This is a genomic window from Duncaniella sp. C9, assembly GCF_004803935.1.
GTDB lineage: Bacteria > Bacteroidota > Bacteroidia > Bacteroidales > Muribaculaceae > Duncaniella > Duncaniella muris.
Window position 1 is genome coordinate 2,201,617 of the sequence record NZ_CP039547.1, and the last position, 18,284, is coordinate 2,219,900.

General features: G+C 47.8%; 27 protein-coding genes. All 27 read left to right on the top strand.

Annotated features, from left to right (window positions below; all coding sequences use genetic code 11):
- Positions 1 to 7 precede the first annotated feature (7 nt).
- On the top strand, positions 8 to 592 hold the full coding sequence (locus tag E7745_RS09190; protein WP_135472305.1) for a hypothetical protein: 585 nt from the start codon (positions 8 to 10) through the stop codon (positions 590 to 592).
- Positions 593 to 603: 11 nt separating this feature from the next.
- Entirely contained in the window at positions 604 to 1,350 is a 747-nt protein-coding gene (locus E7745_RS09195; RefSeq protein ID WP_136408707.1) for a hypothetical protein, read from the top strand.
- A 107-nt stretch (positions 1,351 to 1,457) separates the two neighbouring features.
- The gene (locus tag E7745_RS09200; protein WP_124076596.1) at positions 1,458 to 1,841 is read left to right on the top strand and encodes a hypothetical protein; all 384 of its coding nucleotides are present in this window, start codon (positions 1,458 to 1,460) and stop codon (positions 1,839 to 1,841) included.
- A gap of 181 nt (positions 1,842 to 2,022) precedes the next feature.
- Complete coding sequence (locus E7745_RS09205) at positions 2,023 to 2,817, top strand: DUF3560 domain-containing protein (RefSeq protein WP_123611610.1); 795 nt, start codon at positions 2,023 to 2,025, stop codon at positions 2,815 to 2,817.
- Positions 2,807 to 3,145 carry a hypothetical protein gene (locus E7745_RS09210; protein ID WP_123611611.1) on the top strand — a complete coding sequence of 113 codons (339 nt, stop codon included), beginning with the start codon at positions 2,807 to 2,809 and terminating at the stop codon, positions 3,143 to 3,145. The genes E7745_RS09205 and E7745_RS09210 overlap by 11 nt, the downstream gene beginning before the upstream one ends.
- 4 nt (positions 3,146 to 3,149) lie before the next feature.
- Complete coding sequence (locus tag E7745_RS09215) at positions 3,150 to 3,395, top strand: hypothetical protein (RefSeq protein ID WP_123611612.1); 246 nt, start codon at positions 3,150 to 3,152, stop codon at positions 3,393 to 3,395.
- Positions 3,396 to 3,597: 202 nt separating this feature from the next.
- Positions 3,598 to 3,777 carry a hypothetical protein gene (locus E7745_RS09220; RefSeq protein ID WP_123611614.1) on the top strand — a complete coding sequence of 60 codons (180 nt, stop codon included), beginning with the start codon at positions 3,598 to 3,600 and terminating at the stop codon, positions 3,775 to 3,777.
- Positions 3,770 to 3,985 carry a hypothetical protein gene (locus E7745_RS09225; RefSeq protein WP_123611615.1) on the top strand — a complete coding sequence of 72 codons (216 nt, stop codon included), beginning with the start codon at positions 3,770 to 3,772 and terminating at the stop codon, positions 3,983 to 3,985. The genes E7745_RS09220 and E7745_RS09225 overlap by 8 nt, the downstream gene beginning before the upstream one ends.
- Before the next feature lie 2 nt (positions 3,986 to 3,987).
- Positions 3,988 to 4,359, top strand: a complete 372-nt coding sequence (locus E7745_RS09230) for a YopX family protein (protein WP_123611665.1) — start codon at positions 3,988 to 3,990, stop codon at positions 4,357 to 4,359.
- Positions 4,360 to 4,369: 10 nt separating this feature from the next.
- Positions 4,370 to 4,981, top strand: coding sequence for a hypothetical protein (locus E7745_RS09235; protein ID WP_128712282.1), 612 nt, complete (start codon positions 4,370 to 4,372; stop codon positions 4,979 to 4,981).
- Positions 4,982 to 4,985: 4 nt separating this feature from the next.
- Entirely contained in the window at positions 4,986 to 5,342 is a 357-nt protein-coding gene (locus E7745_RS09240) for a GNAT family N-acetyltransferase (protein ID WP_123611617.1), read from the top strand.
- A 214-nt stretch (positions 5,343 to 5,556) separates the two neighbouring features.
- The gene (locus E7745_RS09245) at positions 5,557 to 6,012 is read left to right on the top strand and encodes a hypothetical protein (RefSeq protein WP_136408708.1); all 456 of its coding nucleotides are present in this window, start codon (positions 5,557 to 5,559) and stop codon (positions 6,010 to 6,012) included.
- 245 nt (positions 6,013 to 6,257) lie between these two features.
- Entirely contained in the window at positions 6,258 to 6,482 is a 225-nt protein-coding gene (locus E7745_RS09250) for a hypothetical protein (protein ID WP_128712283.1), read from the top strand.
- On the top strand, positions 6,482 to 6,724 hold the full coding sequence (locus E7745_RS09255) for a hypothetical protein (protein ID WP_123611621.1): 243 nt from the start codon (positions 6,482 to 6,484) through the stop codon (positions 6,722 to 6,724). The genes E7745_RS09250 and E7745_RS09255 overlap by 1 nt, the downstream gene beginning before the upstream one ends.
- A 119-nt stretch (positions 6,725 to 6,843) precedes the next feature.
- Entirely contained in the window at positions 6,844 to 6,984 is a 141-nt protein-coding gene (locus tag E7745_RS14850) for a hypothetical protein (RefSeq protein WP_168182073.1), read from the top strand.
- A 64-nt stretch (positions 6,985 to 7,048) separates the two neighbouring features.
- Positions 7,049 to 7,387, top strand: coding sequence for a DUF5053 domain-containing protein (locus tag E7745_RS09260; RefSeq protein WP_123611622.1), 339 nt, complete (start codon positions 7,049 to 7,051; stop codon positions 7,385 to 7,387).
- Between the two features lie 129 nt (positions 7,388 to 7,516).
- Positions 7,517 to 7,861 (top strand): DUF4406 domain-containing protein, encoded by a 345-nt coding sequence (locus tag E7745_RS09265; protein WP_123611623.1) that lies wholly within the window; start codon positions 7,517 to 7,519, stop codon positions 7,859 to 7,861.
- 200 nt (positions 7,862 to 8,061) lie between these two features.
- A complete protein-coding gene (locus E7745_RS09275; RefSeq protein WP_123611625.1) occupies positions 8,062 to 8,844 on the top strand; it encodes an NAD(P)-dependent oxidoreductase in 783 nt (260 codons plus the stop codon).
- Complete coding sequence (locus E7745_RS09280; RefSeq protein WP_123611626.1) at positions 8,828 to 9,385, top strand: phosphoribosyltransferase; 558 nt, start codon at positions 8,828 to 8,830, stop codon at positions 9,383 to 9,385. Before E7745_RS09275 ends, E7745_RS09280 begins: the two co-directional genes overlap by 17 nt.
- A gap of 271 nt (positions 9,386 to 9,656) precedes the next feature.
- Positions 9,657 to 10,214, top strand: a complete 558-nt coding sequence (locus tag E7745_RS09285; RefSeq protein WP_124076547.1) for a terminase small subunit — start codon at positions 9,657 to 9,659, stop codon at positions 10,212 to 10,214.
- A 169-nt stretch (positions 10,215 to 10,383) separates the two neighbouring features.
- Positions 10,384 to 12,402, top strand: a complete 2,019-nt coding sequence (locus tag E7745_RS09290; RefSeq protein WP_136408709.1) for a PBSX family phage terminase large subunit — start codon at positions 10,384 to 10,386, stop codon at positions 12,400 to 12,402.
- A gap of 131 nt (positions 12,403 to 12,533) precedes the next feature.
- Positions 12,534 to 14,012 carry a phage portal protein gene (locus E7745_RS09295; RefSeq protein WP_136408710.1) on the top strand — a complete coding sequence of 493 codons (1,479 nt, stop codon included), beginning with the start codon at positions 12,534 to 12,536 and terminating at the stop codon, positions 14,010 to 14,012.
- Positions 13,966 to 14,994 carry a phage prohead protein gene (locus tag E7745_RS09300; protein ID WP_135472315.1) on the top strand — a complete coding sequence of 343 codons (1,029 nt, stop codon included), beginning with the start codon at positions 13,966 to 13,968 and terminating at the stop codon, positions 14,992 to 14,994. Before E7745_RS09295 ends, E7745_RS09300 begins: the two co-directional genes overlap by 47 nt.
- 21 nt (positions 14,995 to 15,015) lie before the next feature.
- The gene (locus E7745_RS09305) at positions 15,016 to 16,596 is read left to right on the top strand and encodes a phage major capsid protein (protein WP_136408711.1); all 1,581 of its coding nucleotides are present in this window, start codon (positions 15,016 to 15,018) and stop codon (positions 16,594 to 16,596) included.
- 4 nt (positions 16,597 to 16,600) lie between these two features.
- Positions 16,601 to 17,176 carry a hypothetical protein gene (locus E7745_RS09310; RefSeq protein ID WP_136408712.1) on the top strand — a complete coding sequence of 192 codons (576 nt, stop codon included), beginning with the start codon at positions 16,601 to 16,603 and terminating at the stop codon, positions 17,174 to 17,176.
- Between the two features lie 2 nt (positions 17,177 to 17,178).
- The gene (locus E7745_RS09315; RefSeq protein WP_136408713.1) at positions 17,179 to 17,694 is read left to right on the top strand and encodes a hypothetical protein; all 516 of its coding nucleotides are present in this window, start codon (positions 17,179 to 17,181) and stop codon (positions 17,692 to 17,694) included.
- Positions 17,691 to 18,263 (top strand): hypothetical protein, encoded by a 573-nt coding sequence (locus E7745_RS09320; protein ID WP_240740284.1) that lies wholly within the window; start codon positions 17,691 to 17,693, stop codon positions 18,261 to 18,263. The genes E7745_RS09315 and E7745_RS09320 overlap by 4 nt, the downstream gene beginning before the upstream one ends.
- Positions 18,264 to 18,284: the final 21 nt, after the last annotated feature.

An 18,284-nucleotide genomic window follows, 5' to 3' on the forward strand; every position in this document is an offset into this window, starting at 1 on the left:
GCGAGTTATGATAATAAGAACTATAAATGGCTATGACTTCTTTGAGGTGAGCTCTGCCATGCAGAAAGCAATCCGGCGGGCTGATGCCCGAGTTGCCGGATTCTTCGCCCTGGAACTCTGGCACAGCAACTATCGGGACTATGTATGGAAACGCCTGTTTACCATCAGTGCCGAGGACTGCTACGGACTCATCACGAAAGAGATAGAGGCTCTTTGGCAGGGGCACGAGTTAGTCAACAAGAATAAGACCGAGCCGAAAGGCAGAATCTTCGTAAGCAAAGCGGTGCTCCTGCTTTGTGAGTGTCGCAAAAGCAGGGATGCCGACCACCTCCAGAACCTTGTCTATGACCGCAACGATGTGGATGTAGAGCGGTGGCTTGATGATGTCAGACATTATCCTATCCCCATACCTCCTTATACATTCGATGTTCACACCCGAAAGGGTAAGAAATACGGCAGAACGAAAGAAGAGTTTTTTCGTGAAGAATATGAGGCATTACAGCCTCGGGTGCCTGGTCTGTTCGATGACCTTGTGCCATCTCAATCAAGCAATCTTTTCAGCGGTTCGGATCAGAAGTCTGAGCCGCTTTAATTTTAATCAACATGAATCTACCACCCTTAGACAAAGAGATGTTGGCAAAGATGGGCATTGCGCCGGACGCGGTGCCCATCCGCCCGGCATTAGATTACGGCATCAAAATTCCGCCCAGGAATCCCAAACCTCCCAAAGCAATCAGCACCGCAGAGGCTAACGAGATGTTCGGAGTGTCGCTTGCAGTAAAGATGAATTTCATCCACCAGATGCTTGTGGCCCTCGCCCTTGATTATGCCTCTCAGTTTGTGAATCATTGCCGGGATAAGCGTATCAGTGAGTTTAAGAAACACAATCGCCTTATCAAACTGTGTGTAGAAGAGCATACAGCCCGCCTTGCCAAGTCCTACGGCAACGCATTTCAGGCGTACACCAACTATGTTGAGCGGTACTTTGAATATGTCAGTGTTGACCGCTTCAAGATGTGGTGCAGCATCGGGAATGTTGTCAACCGGCAGATTCCGAAAGATAGAGACCGCGATGGTGCCACCCTCGTTGCGATTATCCATAAACTGATTGATTATGCCGAAGAGTATGACCGCAAAATGGATAAAGTGATTGCCGATAAGGTCAAAGCGCCTGTCAGTCGCAAGCAGGATGATATGCTGAAGCTCATCGTTGCGATGTGCTATGAGTTTGAGGACACATGGGGGTTCAAGTTAGAGCCGGATCCCATTGTTGATATGAACATCGGAGTGCTTGCAAATAGAGCCTCAACCCTTGCTGATTTCATCATCGGAGAGGAAAAATGTCAGTAAATGTTAAGGTGATAAAATGGTGTTCATTCTGATTGCAACATCCGCTTTTTATGGTTAACTTTACAGTATAACAAACTAAAAGTCAAACCAATAAAACCAAGATAACAATGAAAACAATCGCTGACCTCAACGCTCTTATTCCTACCCTCGTGGAACTCATTCGCAACAATGACCACGAAATCGGAGAGTCTTACTATGAGCAAGATGAAGATGGATGGGGAAGATGTGATGACTCAACCACTAACTACCTCTGCTATGAGGAAGATGGTTGGCTCATCGAAGTAACCTATGAGTGCTGTGGAGAGTGGGATAATGACCCCGGCGATTATTGGACTCCACCGAGCTGCGATCTTAGAAGAGCATGGGGCGAGGTTACTGAAATTACCGCTACCCACTACGATGAAGATATAGATGAAGAGTCTGAGTTCAGCGAAGAGGATGTAAATAAACTCTGGATTGCTCTTGATGAAGAGCTGAAAGATATAGCATAATAAGTCAAACCAATAAACCTTTTACAATGACAAAGTACGTTTTTAGAGTCTATACGACCTACGACCCCGAGGATGGCTTCAATGCCTGGGCAAGCGGGAACAGCCGCCAAGAGGCTGAGCGAGAAATCAGGAGTGAATATCATTCCATTATCCGTGTTGAACTTATCAGAACCGAGAAGTAATGACACGAAAAGAGAGACAAGAGGCCCGGGCGGAGCGTTACCGAGAGTATGCCGATAATGCCGATAAAAGAGCAACAGCCGCCTTTAATGCCAGCAGCGCCGCAGTTGAACACATTCCCCTCGGTCAGCCTATTCTCGTGGGACATCATTCAGAACGAGCCCACCGCCGCGCCCTGGAGCGTTCCAATAGCTCAATGATGCGGAGTGTTCACGAATCCGAGAAAGCGGCTTATTACCGTCAGAAAGCCGAGGCGGTTGAGAATAACGATAACATCTACATCGGCGATGATGATGCGGTAGAACGGCTCAAAAAGAAGATTGCTGAATTGACAGCCCTTCAGGAGCAGATGAAAGGAGCCAACAAGATAGTCCGTGCCAAGAGCATGAGCGATGTCGATAAGATTGATGCTCTTGTTCACCTCGGAATCTCAAGACCAAAGGCAAACAAGATGGTCGGCTCACAAATCATCTTCCCCGGCTATATGCTGACAAACAACAATGCCAAAATCAATGCCGCCAAAAAGCAACTTGCAAAAGCGGAGGCTCTGACATCAAAGGAAGATAGAGAGTACACCATTGATGACATCACAATCGAAGAGTGCTACTCTGAGAACCGTGTCCGCATCTATTTCCCCGGCAAACCCGGAGAGGAGACAAGAACAAAAATGAAGAGGGGCGGCTTCCACTGGTCAAAAACATTAGGATGTTGGCAGTGCTATATCAATCGCCGGAGCCTTGACCTCATCAAAGAGATAACAAGTCAAACCAATAAACCCGATAACAATGGGATATAAACTTCATGTAGCAGAAGAGTATCAGGTGCGTCATAACTCATCCGATGCTTTCAGCAATCGTTCCGCAGAAATCAACAGAATGCTTCACGAGAATTGCCCGGATTTAACGTGGATGGGCGAGGATGTGGAGTGCTCTGAACAGCTCAAAGTGCCACGCTCCGATTTGGCTGACCTCATCGGCAAGATTGTTGCCGATCGCGAAGATTTCGACAAGTGGCTCAAACTCTATGACATCCAAGAGTCCGTCGATGATGTTATTCGAATCATCGCGGGCTGGATTTCCAAAAGCGACCAACGTAATGATTATGTAGTTCTAACCTGGTACTAAGAAGATGACAGTAATAGAGCAACAAATGATGGATGCGGTCATATCACTCAACCGCAAAACAAAAGACGCCAACCATATTGATTGGGAGCAGCGTCGATATGAGATAGCAAAAGACATTTATACCCGTTGTCTATCGCACGAAGATGGCGACGTGAGAGCCTTCTGCAATCGAGAACTTGACATGACAGCCTCCGATTGTGTGAGAGAAGCAGATGCGCTTATCAAAGCACTACAAAAAAAGAGTGAGTGATGAATAAAGACTACGCCTATTGTGTCGGCCCCAACTACTTCGGGGGGCCGACACTCTGCGAGAATTGCAAACGGCACATACCTTTCAACACCGAAGTAAAAGAGACCTTGACATGGACAATGCCCCTTTACGATGAAAAGACCGGCACTTGCCCTCTGCATGAACCTAAAACAGTAGCGACTAACATTAACCCCAAATAAATATGGATGAAAAAGAATATAACGAGGCGTTAGAAAAGGCCAGAATCTTCTTCCTTGAGAAGTGTGGCGAAATGTCATTAGCCCATTATCGGGCATTGACATCCGCTTTCAAAATCGCGTATGAACTTGGACTCGAACACGGCAAGGCTCAGGAGCCCACAAATGGTGAGAGTAATGGCTAAATTCATCGAAGTAAAAAGAGCCGAGAATCCGGAAGTCTTCCGCTTTGAGTGTGACAAAGAAGATGAGTATATTCTCATCAATGCGGACCATATCGTAACAATTACACCAAAAGGCGAGAAATGCCTCATACAACTATCCGGCGAGATTGATATACTTGTCGATCACTCCGCCTCATGGGTAATTGGAATAATCAATGAGAGACCATGACAATGAGAACAATTAAATTCAGAGGCAAGCGAATAGACGATGGTAAGTGGATATATGGCTACCTCGCAGGTACCGACTCTATCAACAATATAGATGAAGTTGCATATCCAAATGAGGATGTAGCCCCCGAGACGATCGGGCAGTTTACCGGGATGCTCGACAAGAACGGGAAAGAAATCTATGAGGGAGACATAGTGAGGTACTATGATGACATCGAAGATGAATTGGTAAGCAGTCATGTTATATACCACAAAGAGTCCTGTTCCTTTTGCGCAGCTCCTACTAAATTGTGCGGTGATTATATCGGAATAACCGCCTATTGGCAGTTTGAGGTAATTGGCAATATCCACGATAAACCCGAACTAATCAAATAAACCATACATCATGAAAGAATTAACCCAAGCAGAGTGGCACAGGCTGCTCACTCTCTTTGTCGCAGACGCAGAAGATATGCGACCCGCGTTGATGAAGCCATTTGAGCAAGATGGATATGTATGCGCCACGAATGCCTACATTATCCTCCGTGTCGCAAAGCGGTTCATTTCAGAAGACTTCTCAACCGACAAACATCTCCCCGATGTTGCCAGTGTAACGCCGGAACACAATCCAATTTCCGCCATAACAATAGACACACTCCGAGGTGAGTTTGTCCGCCAGAAGATAGACTACGATACCACTACTGCTGATTGCCCCGATTGCGACGATGAGGGTGAGGTTGAATGGGAGTACACCGACACTGACGGAGATAAGCATAAGATGTGGGCCGAGTGTCCGTGTTGTGGTGGTACCGGGATTATTCCCAATGGCATCAACAAGAAATGTCAAGTTATAGGCGAAACAATCATTGTTCACTACATGCTGCTGTTATACCATGTGATGTTTGCACTCGGAGTAGATAAAGCCGAGATAACACGAGGCAAAAGAGAGCAGATTCTATTCCATATCGCCGAGGGTGTTGATGTGGTTGTAATGCCATGTAGCAATTCAAACAAATAAAACTATGATGGTACAAAAGCAGGTATGGCATAGCCGGACACGCTACATCATCGTAGTAGAGGGCATAGCCACCGTTCAGGTGGAACTCTACGATGAGCCACAAGGCCCAGACAAAGTAACCGCTTTCATCTGTAGCCTATGGGTTAACGAGGATGAGCGCCGATATGGTCACGCCGGAAGAATCTTAGACCGCGCCGAAGAGATAGCTGCCAAGGAGGGCCACAAGAGAGTGCATCTTGAATGGTGTTCACTCGATAGCCCTCAATGGGTGCTTGAATGGTATCTCAGAAGGGGCTATGAAGAGCGAGAGTTTGGCCCTAACTCATCATTGCTGGTTAAAGAATTAAATCAAATAAAATGAAAAGAAGAATCAAAGAAGTGCTTCTCATGCTAAGCCTTGCGCTAAGTGCAGCGTGGTTGGGAATCTGTATTTTCTATATGGTCAAAGACCATGAGGCATACAGTTCAACAATAGAGTATCGTGGGCATAGTTACATTTATTTCTACAATCACGGGACAAGTGCGGCAACTCACGATCCCGACTGCCCGTGCCATAAGGAAGATGTAAAAGAGCCATGAAACGCTGGACCCCGGAAGAAGAGAATGAACTGCGAGAGCTTTACGGCACAATGACCGCCGAGGCTCTCGCAGTTCGTTTCGGCACTACCTATCGGGCAATTTATCAGAAGTGCAACAAGATGGGACTGAAAAAGGATCAGCCGTGCAAAATTCATCTCACACCTCAACAACAGTTGTGGATGAAGATACACTGGCCGCATATGTCGAATGAGATATGCGCCCTTATACTCGGTATCAGCCATCGTTCAGTTGTCCGGCAGGCGCGCCGTCTCGGATTGCAAAAGACCGAGCAATTCATGAAAGAGTGCCAGGCACACACCTCAAAAAGAGCCAAAGAGAGCCACATCAAAAATGGCACATATCCGGCAAAGGGTTATTACTCTCCCAATCTCCAAAAGGGTGAGGCATATCAATTCAAGCCGGGCCACAAAGTAATCAAAAAACCATTTTAGCATGATAGAGATAAACGGGGTCAGGTTCTATGATGAGCCGGGGAGTTGCGGTAGTTACCCATGTCTTAAGACGGGAGCAACGCACTTCTCCCCAGGAGGGAAGCGCGGCCTCTGCATAATGTGGAATGAGATGCACCTAAGGACACGCAATATCCCGGCGAGATGTCATAAATTATTTAAGAAAGCACTCACTTATCCCGAGGGGAGTAAGCTGACGATAGTTGTAAACATGTAAATAAATTGACATGGCAAGACCAAACGGAAACGGCATCATATCTCTCCACGATGATAAGGAAACTAATCACGGGTTCTTCTGCATGAAACTCGTATCATATCTCAACGAAGAGGCAGAGATGGGTACTGATGTCTACGAAGAGCTATGGCACGAGCGTTTCGCCCAAGCAAAAGCCGGGAAATGTGCCTATCGCGAAAAGTGTCCTAACTATGCCAAATCAAAACCGCCATTCTGATGAAAGGGAGAGCAAAGATAATACACCGTCAAGGGAGCGTAGATGTAGCCGTTTGCAGTGTCCCGATGGATGACGCGCCCCGGACTTACAACAACCTCGTGAAAGCGATGAAAGACCGCGCCAAAAGCGTTTGGGGAGTGAGGTTTGTAGAGACGCCGGACTCTATCACGGCAATCTGGCCACGTTCCGATCGACTGCCCGACGGATGGAGCGAGAGCGTGAAGTTTATTCCGGAGGAATAGTGATTTTTTTGAAAAAAAGTGCTCAAAAATTTGGTTATTCAACAAAAGTTGATTAACTTTGCAGTGTCAATAAGACAAAGAGATAATTAACCCGATTGTTTAACCAAAACCGATTCAAAATGAATGACGAAAAATTCAAATCAAGAATCATCGAGGTAGTCGCCCTCTTGATAAAGTTCAGAACAATGACTGACAAGAGCGACAAGCGAATCCTCCGAGACTACATCAGAGCAGTAGTTAAAGAGTTGACCTTAGTCTAAGAGACTCCCCGAAACAAAGAACCCTCCCCCGAAAGGGGGAGCGGTTCCCTTAAAAAAATAAACTATGGCAGACGAAGAATTAGTTAAAGAGATTATGGAGCGTGCTCAATCCGATGAGGGTCAGCGGTTAGCCGATGATGTCCTGGCACGTTTGAAAAATGGAGAGGTTGCCCCGGATAAAGTAGTGGTAGACCTCAAAAGAGAGGACATTTCAAAAGTGCTGAAAGTGTCCTACATTGCAGAGCGTTTCTTTGGGCGTTCCCGGTCCTGGCTGTGTCATAAACTCAATAATGACATAGTGAACGGTAAGCGAGAGGGATTTACCATAGAGGAGCGCAAGAAGCTGAAAGCCGCTCTCGATACCATAGCATACGAGATTCAAATTTTGTCGGATAATTTGTAGTTCCTTTTTTCGTCATTCATCTACATAATCCGACGCCCCGGCCCGATTGACCTACAAAGTCAGTCGGGCTTTTTTAATTCCCTCGATTTCGGGGGAATTAAAATTGTAACCAACAATCAATCACCGCCTATGAAAGCGTATATATCAATTCCCATCAGCGGGAGACCGCTCATTGATGCCAAGTGTCAAGCCGAGCGGATCAAGGCGAAACTGACCGAACATGGCCACGAGTGCATAACCCCCTTTGATGTTTGCCCGGAATCAGGCAAGCCTTATGCCTACTACATGGGCAAAGACATTGAGGCTCTGTTAGCCGAAGACATCGACGCCGTTGTGTTCGGCAATGGTTTCCACAACTCCAAAGGCTGTCGGCTGGAGCACGCTGCCGCCGAAATCTACGGCAAGCGAATAGTCTATCAGTCGTGTTTCTATTTTCTCGATCTCACAACCCTTAAACCAATTCCTATCAAATGAAGAAAAAGTATCGTATCAGGAGAACCTGCAAATGGGTTCACTCACACAACCGGCATCTGTATTGCCCAACATACTCCGTTCAGGTCCGCACATGGCCGGGACTTTGGATTGATGTAAAACAATTCAAGGATGAAGAGGATCCCGACTTTGCCCGGCGTGAGGCAGAGGAACTGTTAGACAAACTCAACGAGAAATAAGACATGAAAGTAATCATCACCGGCGGCGAGGGCTTTATTGGAAAGGCTCTCGCCGTTGCGCTTAGAAAGCGAGGCATTGAGGTGTGCAGTATCGACCGCCTCAACGGGATTGAGGCCGGTGATTTTTTCACATCCGCCGACATCTCCGGCGTTGATTGTGTTTATCATCTTGCCGCTCAGACATCCGTTTTCAACGTGAACAAGACCGACATTATCCGCGACAACATTGAGGTGTTCAAAATCGTTTGCGATGCCTGCGCCCGTCGAGGTATAAAGTTAGTCTATGCCTCATCATCGACAGCGGCCGATGGCAACACAACATCCATCTACGGCATCAGCAAGCGTTTCAACGAGGACTATGCCCGGTGTTATCATCCGAGAGCAACGGGGGTAAGGTTTCACAACGTGTACGGTCCCCGACCGCGTCAGGGTACTCTTCTTTGGCACCTGCTCAATCAGGAGCGGGTGAAACTCTACAACATGGGGCGTAACGTGCGACACTTTACCTACATTGATGACATTGTTGAAAGTCTTGTTTATGCCTATGGGTGTAACCATCAGCTCATCAATGCCGCGAATCCGGAGGAGACAACCACTCTGCATTTCGCTGAATTGGTAAAACAATATAAACCTCTTGAAATAGAAATGATTGCAGAAGAGCGTGATTTTGACCGCAAAGAGCAATCGGTCAACGAGGCGGTTTATACAGTACCTTTGCAATATACGCCTGTTGCAGACGGCATAAGGCGCATATTTGAGAGCATGGACTATGAGCAGACGCAGTAAGATAATACGCATGGATAATTGGGATGTTCCAACCTCTCGGCCTCGGCTGAAGGGTGGGAATATCCCTCTTTGTGATTTGTCGCCCCGGACTGTCCTGCACCATCTCGGCTCCCTGGTGTATTTCGCCCAGTTCAAGCGTACCAAGAGCGGAACGCCATTCAGCGAGATAAAGCACTCGGCCGATACCGCCGCTTTGTTTGCCGAGACAGCCTGCAACTTCATTCAGCGTCTTGTCAACAATACGGAAGATTGGTGTATCATCACCACGCCCCGGCGCCGTCATGCAGACGGGTTCCACTTCGCCACTGCGGTATGTGAGCGCATAGCGGACACTCTCGGCATTCCGTTCTATGCCGATGCCGTTCAGTGTATCAACCGCAACCGCTTGGATCCCGACTTTCATCTGCTCCGGCCCATTGCCGAGCGGCGGGTTATAATCTACGATGACATCATCACCACTGGCACCACACTGACAGCAACCGCCGAATTGTTGAGCGATCGTGATTTTGTTCTCAACCTCATCGGCATAAATAACCGTTAAATCCACTCTCCCGGCTATGAATTTGACCCAATCCCCACCACATTCATACAGCAAAACGGCTTTCACGGGCATATTTCGCGCCTCAAACGGGCTTTTTTGTATGATTCCTACAAAATTTTTCGGGGCGGGTTAAAGCCAAAAGACTTTTACAAACATCTGTCAAAGTCAGTGTCAAAGTCTATTGTATCTTCTTTTGATTCTCTTTTGATTCATCTGAATGGTACAATAGGAAACAATAGAATAATTAACACCTCATCATATCATCATCACAATGGCAAAGAAAGAGAAACAGCAGCGCATAAGCCACGAGCGACGGCTCACGGAAAAGCAAGAAAGGTTCTGTCAGTTCTATCTCGATACTGACGGCAACGCATCTGAGGCGTACCGCATGGCTTATGACACATCGAATATGCAACCGGAGACAATCTGGAGCAATGCCAGCCGACTTTTAGCAAGTAGCAAGGTTGCAACAAGGATAAACGAGATAAGAGCGGAGAGGGCAGCGCGCTCACGCATCGAGCGCGAAAAGGTCGAGCAGGTTCTCATGGATATAGTAACAGCCGACCCTAACGACCTCTATATAGTGGATGCCAAGACCGGCAGAATCAAGATGAAGACACCGAGCCAACTGCCCAAGCGTATGCGCAACGCCTTGAAGAAGATAAAGAACAATAAAGGCGTAGTCGAGTATGAGTTGAACGGGCGAGTAGAAGCCGCCCGGTTGTTAGGCTCGTGGAATGGTTGGGATGCCCCCAAAGAGGTTAATGTCAACAATACGGGCAACATGACTAATGAAATCCGCATCGGCTTCGGCGATGATCAGGATTAGAGAGATTATGTTGATAGGTTGTGTTGAGAGTTTAGCAATAATGTTGAGAGCAAACATCAATATAACATATATAGTACCGCCAAGTAGCAAAATGTAAACTTTCCCCAATAGCGAGATACCGAGAAATGTAGCAAAGTGTCAGCGATACGCCCAAAAACCGCCAAAAACAATGATTCTGAATTATAAGTTATTCAACCCACTGTTCTTCTACCTGCTGATGTTCTTGCAGAATAAGACCATCCGTAACATCATCATGTTCGGAGGGTCCTCATCCGGCAAGACATACAGCATGGCTCAGGCTATCCTCATACTGACACTATGGGAGGGAACGAATCACCTTGTAATGCGAAAGGTCGGAGCGTCAATCAAAGATACCGTCTATCAAGATTTCAAGACAGCCGCCGAGCAACTTGAAATAAGTAAGTTGTTCAAATTCTCCGATGGAGTCAAGACTATAACCTGTATTCAGAACAAAGCGAGAATCGTGTTCAAAGGTCTCGATGATGCCGAGAAAATCAAAGGTCTATCGAGTTTCAAGCGTGTCGTTCTCGATGAATGGTCAGAGTTTGAGGAAGCCGATTACAAGCAGATTCGTTTGCGTCTGCGTGGTATGGAGGGACAGCAGCTCATCTATACTTTCAACCCCATCAAGGAGACCCATTGGATTAAAAAGAACGTATTTGACAAGCAGAAATGGCATGATGTCCCTATGGCTGTAAAGTTAGGCAGTCAGACAATACCCGAAGAACTTACAAGGGTCAAGTCCATAAAGATGAATGAGCCTCGTGTGATAATGCACAAGAGGACCGGCGAGATGATAGAGCACTCGCCCGATACTGTTGTTATCCAGACTACCTACCTCAATAACTTTTGGGTTGTCGGTTCGCCGGATGGGACATACGGCTACTATGATGAGCAGTGTATCGCCACGTTTGAGTATGACCGCGAACATGATCCCGACTATTACAACGTGTACGCCCTTGGAGAATGGGGTGTAATCCGCACCGGTTCCGAGTTCTTCAGTTCTTTCAATCGTGGCAAGCATACCGCCGAGGTTGCATATAATCCCGAATTGCCCGTTCATCTGAGTATCGACAGCAACGTGATGCCGTATATCTCGGTTCAGTTTTGGCAGGCTTATATTGGCGATACTATCAGCATACGGCAGTTTGATGAGATATGTGCCGAGAGTCCCAACAACTCAGCACGCAAAGCCGCCAAACTCGTTGCCAATAGGCTGAGGGAGTTGAACGCCTCTAAGGTCTATATACATGGGGATGCCTCCACGAAAGCAGCCAACACGATAGATGATGAGAAACGTTCATTCCTGGACCTGTTCATCGGGGTATTGCAGAAAGAGGGATTTGAGATTGTCGATTGTGTCGGCAACAAGAATCCGAGTGTGCCCATGTCCGGCGAATTTATCAACGCCATATACGATGAGGCCCTGCCCGAACTCGGCATATTGATTGGCGAAAACTGCAAGACCTCGATAGAGGACTACATGAGCGTTCAGAAGGATGCCAATGGAGCAATCTTAAAGACCAAGATAAAGAATAAGATTACCGGGCAAACCTATGAGGAACACGGGCACCTTTCGGACTGTAAGAGGTATATTGTAGTTGACATTCTCCGAGAGCAATTCCTATTGTTCTCTAACCGCCGTAAACGCAACCTCTATGCTGTTGATGGGGCTATCAGATTCTATAACCCATCTACCGAGTGCGCCTATACCGAGAACCTGGTCTATTGTATGCCTAACATCAATGGGCGTTTTGTACTCGCATACGGAAAGAAGTGCGGCGATAGTTGGCATATAACCGATGTGAGATTCATAGAGACCACATCAACCGAGAATATGAAAACGGCATTGACCGAGTGCAACAGTAGCCGTGTGATACTGGAGTGTTCCAAATCCTACTACCTAATGGCAAGGGATCTCCGCGACAGCCTTTCAGGAGATGTGCGTGTCGTACATGAAAGCACCGATCTGCCCCGGCGTATAGCCGCCACCTCCGATTATGTCAAGAGCAATATCCGATTCAATGAATCCGGAATGAACGACAATATGGAGTATGGAGAGTTTATGACAAATCTTCTGGACTACAACAAGGATGCCAATGAAAACATAGAGAGCAGTGCCGTGTTAAGTGGATTCATTCAGGCGGTATTAAAGTTGGGTTTGTAGTGGATGGTGGTTGTAAGTGTTTGTAATATTGAACCTTAATAGCGATTTTGTGCATTGTCTAAAATTGAGTTTTTCGGCTGTTTGGCTCAACCGAAAACAATGTAACTTATTTTTGCTCCAAAAGAGCGACAATGCAGTTAGTAAAGAAAATAAAAGGATGGTTCGCCACTGAGAAATCAGCATCAGAAGCCCCGGTTGAGAAGACAAAGCCGGAGCTGAACAACTATGATGATGAGGCGTGGCGCGTACATCTTATGAGTGAGATAGCCTCGCCGTATGTCGCCGACCGAAATTTCCTCACGCTGTTCCATACAGTCCCGGAGGTATTCTTCCCAATAGATTTCATCGCCAGGCGCATTGCCGGAGCCCACTTTGAGATTAGGTCATACAAAGATGACAGCATAATCTATTGCAACGGCCGATCGCAGAAAGCAGACCGCCTCAACGCGATATTGCAAGCTCCCAACAGCATACAAAGATGGCGTGAATTGGTGTATATGCACCATGTTTTCAAACTCGTAACGGGCAACGCCTTTATGCGTGCTGCTATGGCAGACACATTCAAGGATATGCCCAAGTGGAAATATTGCGACAACTTCTGGTCAATCCCCTCGAATTGGGTTAAGGTAGTGCCTGCCGGCACAAAGATTCCTCTTTTCGGAATAGCGAAATTTGAAGAGTTGGTTGGAGGGTATGAGTTGGCACGCTCCAATGATACCCTTATAAGGATTCCGACTTTCCAAGTATGGCACGACCGAGACGGGATGCCCCAATACCTCAACTGTACCGGTGCAGATTTCCTCAAATCAGAGAGCCGACTCAAAGCCGCCCATAGAGCAATCAGCAACCTCATCGCGGTATATGAGGCACGAAACGTCATATATGTCAAGCGTGGCGCACTCGGCTTTATCGTAGCCAAGAAAGATGGTGGCGAACTCGGCACCCAGGCAATGAAGCCAAAGGAGAAGGAAGAACTATTAGAGGAGTTGAACGGCAAATACGGGTTCGGGGATAACAAGATGCCTATCGGAGTAACAGATGTCCCCATCGAGTTTATCCGGCTCAACCAATCAATATCCGAGTTACAGCCATTTGAGGAAACATTGCTTGATGCGATCACGATTGCAGGTCTGTATGGTATTCCCGATGTGCTTGTACCGCGTAAGGACCACTCGACATTCAGTAATCAGGCAGTTGCCGAGAAAAGTGCCTATTGTGGCACTATCATTCCGATGGCAAAACAGTTCTGCGAGGATTTGACCCTGTTCTTGGGACTTGACAAAGAGGGCTACTACATCGACTGCAATTTCAATGATGTTGACTGCCTGCAAGTCGGATTGAAAGAATCCGAAGAAGTTAAGAAGCTCGTAAATGAGCGTTGCCGGAATCAGTTCAACGATGGTTTGATAACCTACAACGACTGGCGCGCCCAGATATATGAAACCGCATTGGAGGGAGACATTTACAACAAGGTCAAGTTTGATATGACTCCCGAAGAACTCGCAAAGATAGATACAATCATAAAATCAAATAATTCAAAACCCTCAACAGGAGAAGAAAGCAATGAACGAAACATTGAAAAGAATCCCGTATCAGACCAAAACGGCTGACGTGGATGAAAAAGGTATCGTCACCGTTGCGGTGAACGGTATAGGCATTGAGGATGCACAGCACGACATCTCAATGCCCGGCTCGTTTGTGGAAACCATAACCCACGATATGGACCGTATGCGTTGGTTCCTCAACCATGACAGCACACAACTCTTAGGAGTGCCGCTGTATGGTGAGGAGAAGTCAGACAACCTCATCGTAACCGGGCAACTCAACCTTTCCAAGCAGATCGGCCGAGATATTCTCGCCGACTACAAACTGTTTGCCGAGGCTGGCAGAACGCTTGAACACTCCATCGGTGTAAAAGCAATCCGGCGAGACAAGGAGGACCGGCGCAAGGTTCTTCAGTGGAAGATGTATGAGTATTCAACCCTTACATGGATGGGAGCCAATCCCAACACCTACCTTGTAGGGCTGAAGAGTGCGACACCCTCGCAGGTTCGTGATGCTGTGGACCTTTTGAAGATGGCATTAAAGCAAAAAGGATATAGCGACGAACGACTTATGAACATCGAACAAGAACTTGATGCCTGTTTCAAGGCACTTGAGGGCAACAACATGGTTGTTTGTCCCCATTGTGGCTATCAGTTCGACTATGACAAGGCCGAACAGACCACATTCCAGCAGATAGTGTTGGGATATGCCAACCAATACACTCGATGGATAGCCGAGGATATAGTATCTGAGCAGATACACGCCCTGGAGCCATCCATTCGTGCAGAGGTGCTTTCCATCATCGACGCGGTTAAATCCACCAAGCAGGAGATTACCGAGAAGAGCGTTGCCGATTTCGCCTCATACGCACGTTGCCCCCACTGCTGGGGCAAAGTATATGCAGCCAACAATCTGCTTATGAATCCCGCGCCCGAAATCAAAGAAGAGCCCGCGCCCGCCGCTGATACATCGCAGAAAGGCACTACACCCGAAACTGTCGAGAAATCAAGCGATGATTTCTTTGAGAACCTCAACAAGTATATCTAACATTTTCAATACTTCATATATATGAGCAAGAAAGTAACAGTAGAAGACCTCGGCCTTAAATTTGACGGCATGCCCGAGGCTCAGGCTGCATTTCTCCGCAAGTGCGCCGAAATGGTCGTCAATGTAGTTAACAAGAGCAACGAGGGTCAGTTGACCGATGAGCAGTTCATGGAAAAGATGAACACCGCTCTCAAACCGTTTGCCGGAATCGACAACGAATCCATCCAGTCACTCATCAAGGAGAACTCCGAACTCCAGACGCTCACCAAGAGCCTCGGCGAGAAGATCGCGAAACTGGAAGAGAAAGGAATCAGTACCGATTTCGTTTCCAAGTTCGACGAGTCGTTCAATGAGATGTATGACTCCGAATCGTTCCAGAAGTTCGCTTTCCAGCACGGCGCATCGGCAAAGGGCTTTGTCCTCAAAGACATTTCCCTCACGCAGAACTACACCGGCGACAGCCACGTTATGCTCACCGGTCAGAGCAACGATGTAGTTACTCAGGCCCGCGACAAGCAGGCTCATATCCGCGATTATGCAGTTGTTCTCACCGGCGATCCCGAACAGACCTCAATCGCCTATCAGGAAATCTACGAAGTAGACCGCAATGCCCGCTATGTGTCGGAGAACGGTATGCTCCCCGAATCTATGGTCAAGATTCGTGAGAAGAGTGCCGAGGTGAAGCGCGCCGGTACTCACTTCCGTATCTCCAAGCGTATGCTCAAGAGCCGCGTCTACATCCGCTCGTTCATTCTCAACATGGCTGTCGAGGCTGTCCGCAACAACGAGGACTTCGGTCTGCTCTTCGGCGACGGCTCCGGCGACAACCTCAAAGGTATCACAACCTACGAGGGTGTAACACCTGTCGAGAATATCCTCAACGACAACATCGTCAGCATCCCGGCCGGCGGTATCGAATCCATCGAAGCAGTAGGCAACGGCGTTCTTATCCATCTGGAGAAGCCCTATGACCTCCTCCGCGGCGGATTCAAGATTGTCGTTTCAGGTGCCGTAACAAGCACCGACCTCAACGGCACTTTCGACGTGATCCGCCAGAACGACACAACGCTCCTGCTTCGTGGTGCCAAACTCAAGGATGGTGCCACCGATGAGCAGAACAAGGCAGACGCCGCCGCGATGAAGGCAGATGTGCGCAACGGACTCTACAAGAGCATCGAGACCCCCAACAGCATGGATGCTCTTCAGGCAGCCGTCGCCGTCATGACCTATGCCCAGTTCCGCCCGACCATCCTCGCGCTGAACCCCCTTACCATCACCGCCATCTGTTGCGAGAAGGCCACCGACGGCAACCGCCTCGATGTGGTCCGCGACGCCAACGGCAACCTCCGCGTCGGCAACCTGACCGTTGTCCCCAACACCGACATCCCGATGGGGCACTACTTCCTCGGCGACTTCCGCAACGGAGCCAAGATTGTTGACTACACCACCATGACCCTTGAATGGGCCGACGACGTGAACTGCAAGCTCAAGAATCAGGTGGTTCTCATCTGCCAAGAAGAGCTCATCCTGCTCGTCGAATGTCCCTGGGCGTTCTCTTTCGGCAAAATCGCCGACCTCATCACCGCACTCGCCAAAGACTAAGCCTATGCCAGCGTATATCTTGAAAGGCGAATCTAAGGAAGTTGACAAGATACTCCGCGAAAACCGTATCCGTATCAGCCGAGGCGTGATTTCCATCACCCCGGCTGAGCCGGAAACGGCTCTCGATGAGTATAGCGTCAAGACTCTCATAGAAAGCCACAGCGCACTTGGCGAAGAGCGTGTTCAGTTAATCGCCGAAAAGAATAGGCTTGCCGAACTCGCCGGCCTTGTTGTGTCGATAGCCGTAGAGGGTGGTCAGACCATCCCCGAAGAGATTGCCGGGCGTCTTGCCGAATTCGGCATTATCGTTCCCAAAATCAGCGAAACAGCCGAAAATACGGCTGAAATCGGTGAAAATCTCACGGAAAGCGTTCCCAACACCCCGGAAAATGCAAACATTGATTCGAAACCCGCCGCGATGGATAACAAGCACATTGAGGTTGAAGATATGCAGGAGGTGAACCTCGACGCAGATGACAAAACCCCTGTAAACGATGACACCAAAGATGTATCGGAGGATGATGCTAAGGAAGCAGCGCCCGCCAAAAAGACATCCAAGCGATCTAAAAAATCAGAGTAAAGATGCTTATAGACTGTTCTTATTTCACCAAAGGAGCGAGACATATCTTAAACGCTAATGCTACGCTTGGCACTCTGCCACATTCTAATGCGGTAGAGGTCAACAACACGATAGAAGCCTTTATAGCCGAGCACCAGGAGGATTATCTTGTAGCCATGCTCGGCAAGACAATCGGCAATAAGGTCAACGCATATCTCGTGTGTCTCGATGAGGATGAGAAGCCCACACACCATGACAATTTAGATGCAGTGTGTGATTGTCTGCGCGATTCATTTGCAGACTATGTTTTCTTCCATATCCTCCGCGACACGAATACGCAAGGCACAGTATCGGGTCTTGTCAGGCTCAAATGCGCCAACGAGTATGTAGCACCGATTGTCCGTCAGGTTAATATCTGGAATACGATGGTGAATAAGCACAGACGCTTTGCCGAGTGGTGTGCGTCTTCCAACTGCACAATGGCCGGCATAAGCATCGACAGTGAAATGCTTACCAAAATCAATCAGTTCAATCTATGAGCAAGAGCCGGGAAATAATAGAGATAATTGCGGATGTTGTTAAGGAAACCGCTGTCGATTGCACGCTCACGGTCGTAATGCCGAGAGGTGTAGTCAAAGAGATTCCTTGTCCGCCCATTCACTATGTTTTCGGCAATGCCCAATATGTCAAAGACAAACTCGATGATTTGAGCAAGTCGCCGAGAGGAGCCGAGATGAAGTTTCCGATGATCGCCTTGTTCTGCCCGTTCAATGAGCAGCGCAATACCCCGGATTATCATAGCAAGGCGAAAGTCAGGATACTCATTGCCTGTTCATCCGATAAAAAATGGAGCAATGAACAGCGTCTGGAGACATCGTTCAAGAACATTCTTCGACCGATTTATAACAGATTCCTTGAAGCCCTCAAAGAAGATGGCAGATTTGATTTTGGCTATGATGAGCATGTAGCGCATGAATACTCTGAAAACTACTCTTATGGCAGATATGGGGCGCACACGGGCACCGGGGAAGAAGTGAGCGAACCCATTGATGCCATTAATATCAGCAATCTTGAATTAAAAGTCAAACTCCCAAATTGTAGAATATAATGAGAAAACTTAGAACGTGCG

What these genes read in the sequence shown, in the direction of transcription:
- E7745_RS09190 (WP_135472305.1), top strand. Translation starts at nt 8, where the DNA reads ATGATAATAAGAACTATAAATGGCTATGACTTCTTTGAGGTGAGCTCT.
- E7745_RS09195 (WP_136408707.1), top strand. Translation starts at nt 604, where the DNA reads ATGAATCTACCACCCTTAGACAAAGAGATGTTGGCAAAGATGGGCATT.
- E7745_RS09200 (WP_124076596.1), top strand. Translation starts at nt 1,458, where the DNA reads ATGAAAACAATCGCTGACCTCAACGCTCTTATTCCTACCCTCGTGGAA.
- E7745_RS09205 (WP_123611610.1), top strand. Translation starts at nt 2,023, where the DNA reads ATGACACGAAAAGAGAGACAAGAGGCCCGGGCGGAGCGTTACCGAGAG.
- E7745_RS09210 (WP_123611611.1), top strand. Translation starts at nt 2,807, where the DNA reads ATGGGATATAAACTTCATGTAGCAGAAGAGTATCAGGTGCGTCATAAC.
- E7745_RS09215 (WP_123611612.1), top strand. Translation starts at nt 3,150, where the DNA reads ATGACAGTAATAGAGCAACAAATGATGGATGCGGTCATATCACTCAAC.
- E7745_RS09220 (WP_123611614.1), top strand. Translation starts at nt 3,598, where the DNA reads ATGGATGAAAAAGAATATAACGAGGCGTTAGAAAAGGCCAGAATCTTC.
- E7745_RS09225 (WP_123611615.1), top strand. Translation starts at nt 3,770, where the DNA reads ATGGCTAAATTCATCGAAGTAAAAAGAGCCGAGAATCCGGAAGTCTTC.
- E7745_RS09230 (WP_123611665.1), top strand. Translation starts at nt 3,988, where the DNA reads ATGAGAACAATTAAATTCAGAGGCAAGCGAATAGACGATGGTAAGTGG.
- E7745_RS09235 (WP_128712282.1), top strand. Translation starts at nt 4,370, where the DNA reads ATGAAAGAATTAACCCAAGCAGAGTGGCACAGGCTGCTCACTCTCTTT.
- E7745_RS09240 (WP_123611617.1), top strand. Translation starts at nt 4,986, where the DNA reads ATGATGGTACAAAAGCAGGTATGGCATAGCCGGACACGCTACATCATC.
- E7745_RS09245 (WP_136408708.1), top strand. Translation starts at nt 5,557, where the DNA reads ATGAAACGCTGGACCCCGGAAGAAGAGAATGAACTGCGAGAGCTTTAC.
- E7745_RS09250 (WP_128712283.1), top strand. Translation starts at nt 6,258, where the DNA reads ATGGCAAGACCAAACGGAAACGGCATCATATCTCTCCACGATGATAAG.
- E7745_RS09255 (WP_123611621.1), top strand. Translation starts at nt 6,482, where the DNA reads ATGAAAGGGAGAGCAAAGATAATACACCGTCAAGGGAGCGTAGATGTA.
- E7745_RS14850 (WP_168182073.1), top strand. Translation starts at nt 6,844, where the DNA reads ATGAATGACGAAAAATTCAAATCAAGAATCATCGAGGTAGTCGCCCTC.
- E7745_RS09260 (WP_123611622.1), top strand. Translation starts at nt 7,049, where the DNA reads ATGGCAGACGAAGAATTAGTTAAAGAGATTATGGAGCGTGCTCAATCC.
- E7745_RS09265 (WP_123611623.1), top strand. Translation starts at nt 7,517, where the DNA reads ATGAAAGCGTATATATCAATTCCCATCAGCGGGAGACCGCTCATTGAT.
- E7745_RS09275 (WP_123611625.1), top strand. Translation starts at nt 8,062, where the DNA reads ATGAAAGTAATCATCACCGGCGGCGAGGGCTTTATTGGAAAGGCTCTC.
- E7745_RS09280 (WP_123611626.1), top strand. Translation starts at nt 8,828, where the DNA reads ATGAGCAGACGCAGTAAGATAATACGCATGGATAATTGGGATGTTCCA.
- E7745_RS09285 (WP_124076547.1), top strand. Translation starts at nt 9,657, where the DNA reads ATGGCAAAGAAAGAGAAACAGCAGCGCATAAGCCACGAGCGACGGCTC.
- E7745_RS09290 (WP_136408709.1), top strand. Translation starts at nt 10,384, where the DNA reads ATGATTCTGAATTATAAGTTATTCAACCCACTGTTCTTCTACCTGCTG.
- E7745_RS09295 (WP_136408710.1), top strand. Translation starts at nt 12,534, where the DNA reads ATGCAGTTAGTAAAGAAAATAAAAGGATGGTTCGCCACTGAGAAATCA.
- E7745_RS09300 (WP_135472315.1), top strand. Translation starts at nt 13,966, where the DNA reads ATGAACGAAACATTGAAAAGAATCCCGTATCAGACCAAAACGGCTGAC.
- E7745_RS09305 (WP_136408711.1), top strand. Translation starts at nt 15,016, where the DNA reads ATGAGCAAGAAAGTAACAGTAGAAGACCTCGGCCTTAAATTTGACGGC.
- E7745_RS09310 (WP_136408712.1), top strand. Translation starts at nt 16,601, where the DNA reads ATGCCAGCGTATATCTTGAAAGGCGAATCTAAGGAAGTTGACAAGATA.
- E7745_RS09315 (WP_136408713.1), top strand. Translation starts at nt 17,179, where the DNA reads ATGCTTATAGACTGTTCTTATTTCACCAAAGGAGCGAGACATATCTTA.
- E7745_RS09320 (WP_240740284.1), top strand. Translation starts at nt 17,691, where the DNA reads ATGAGCAAGAGCCGGGAAATAATAGAGATAATTGCGGATGTTGTTAAG.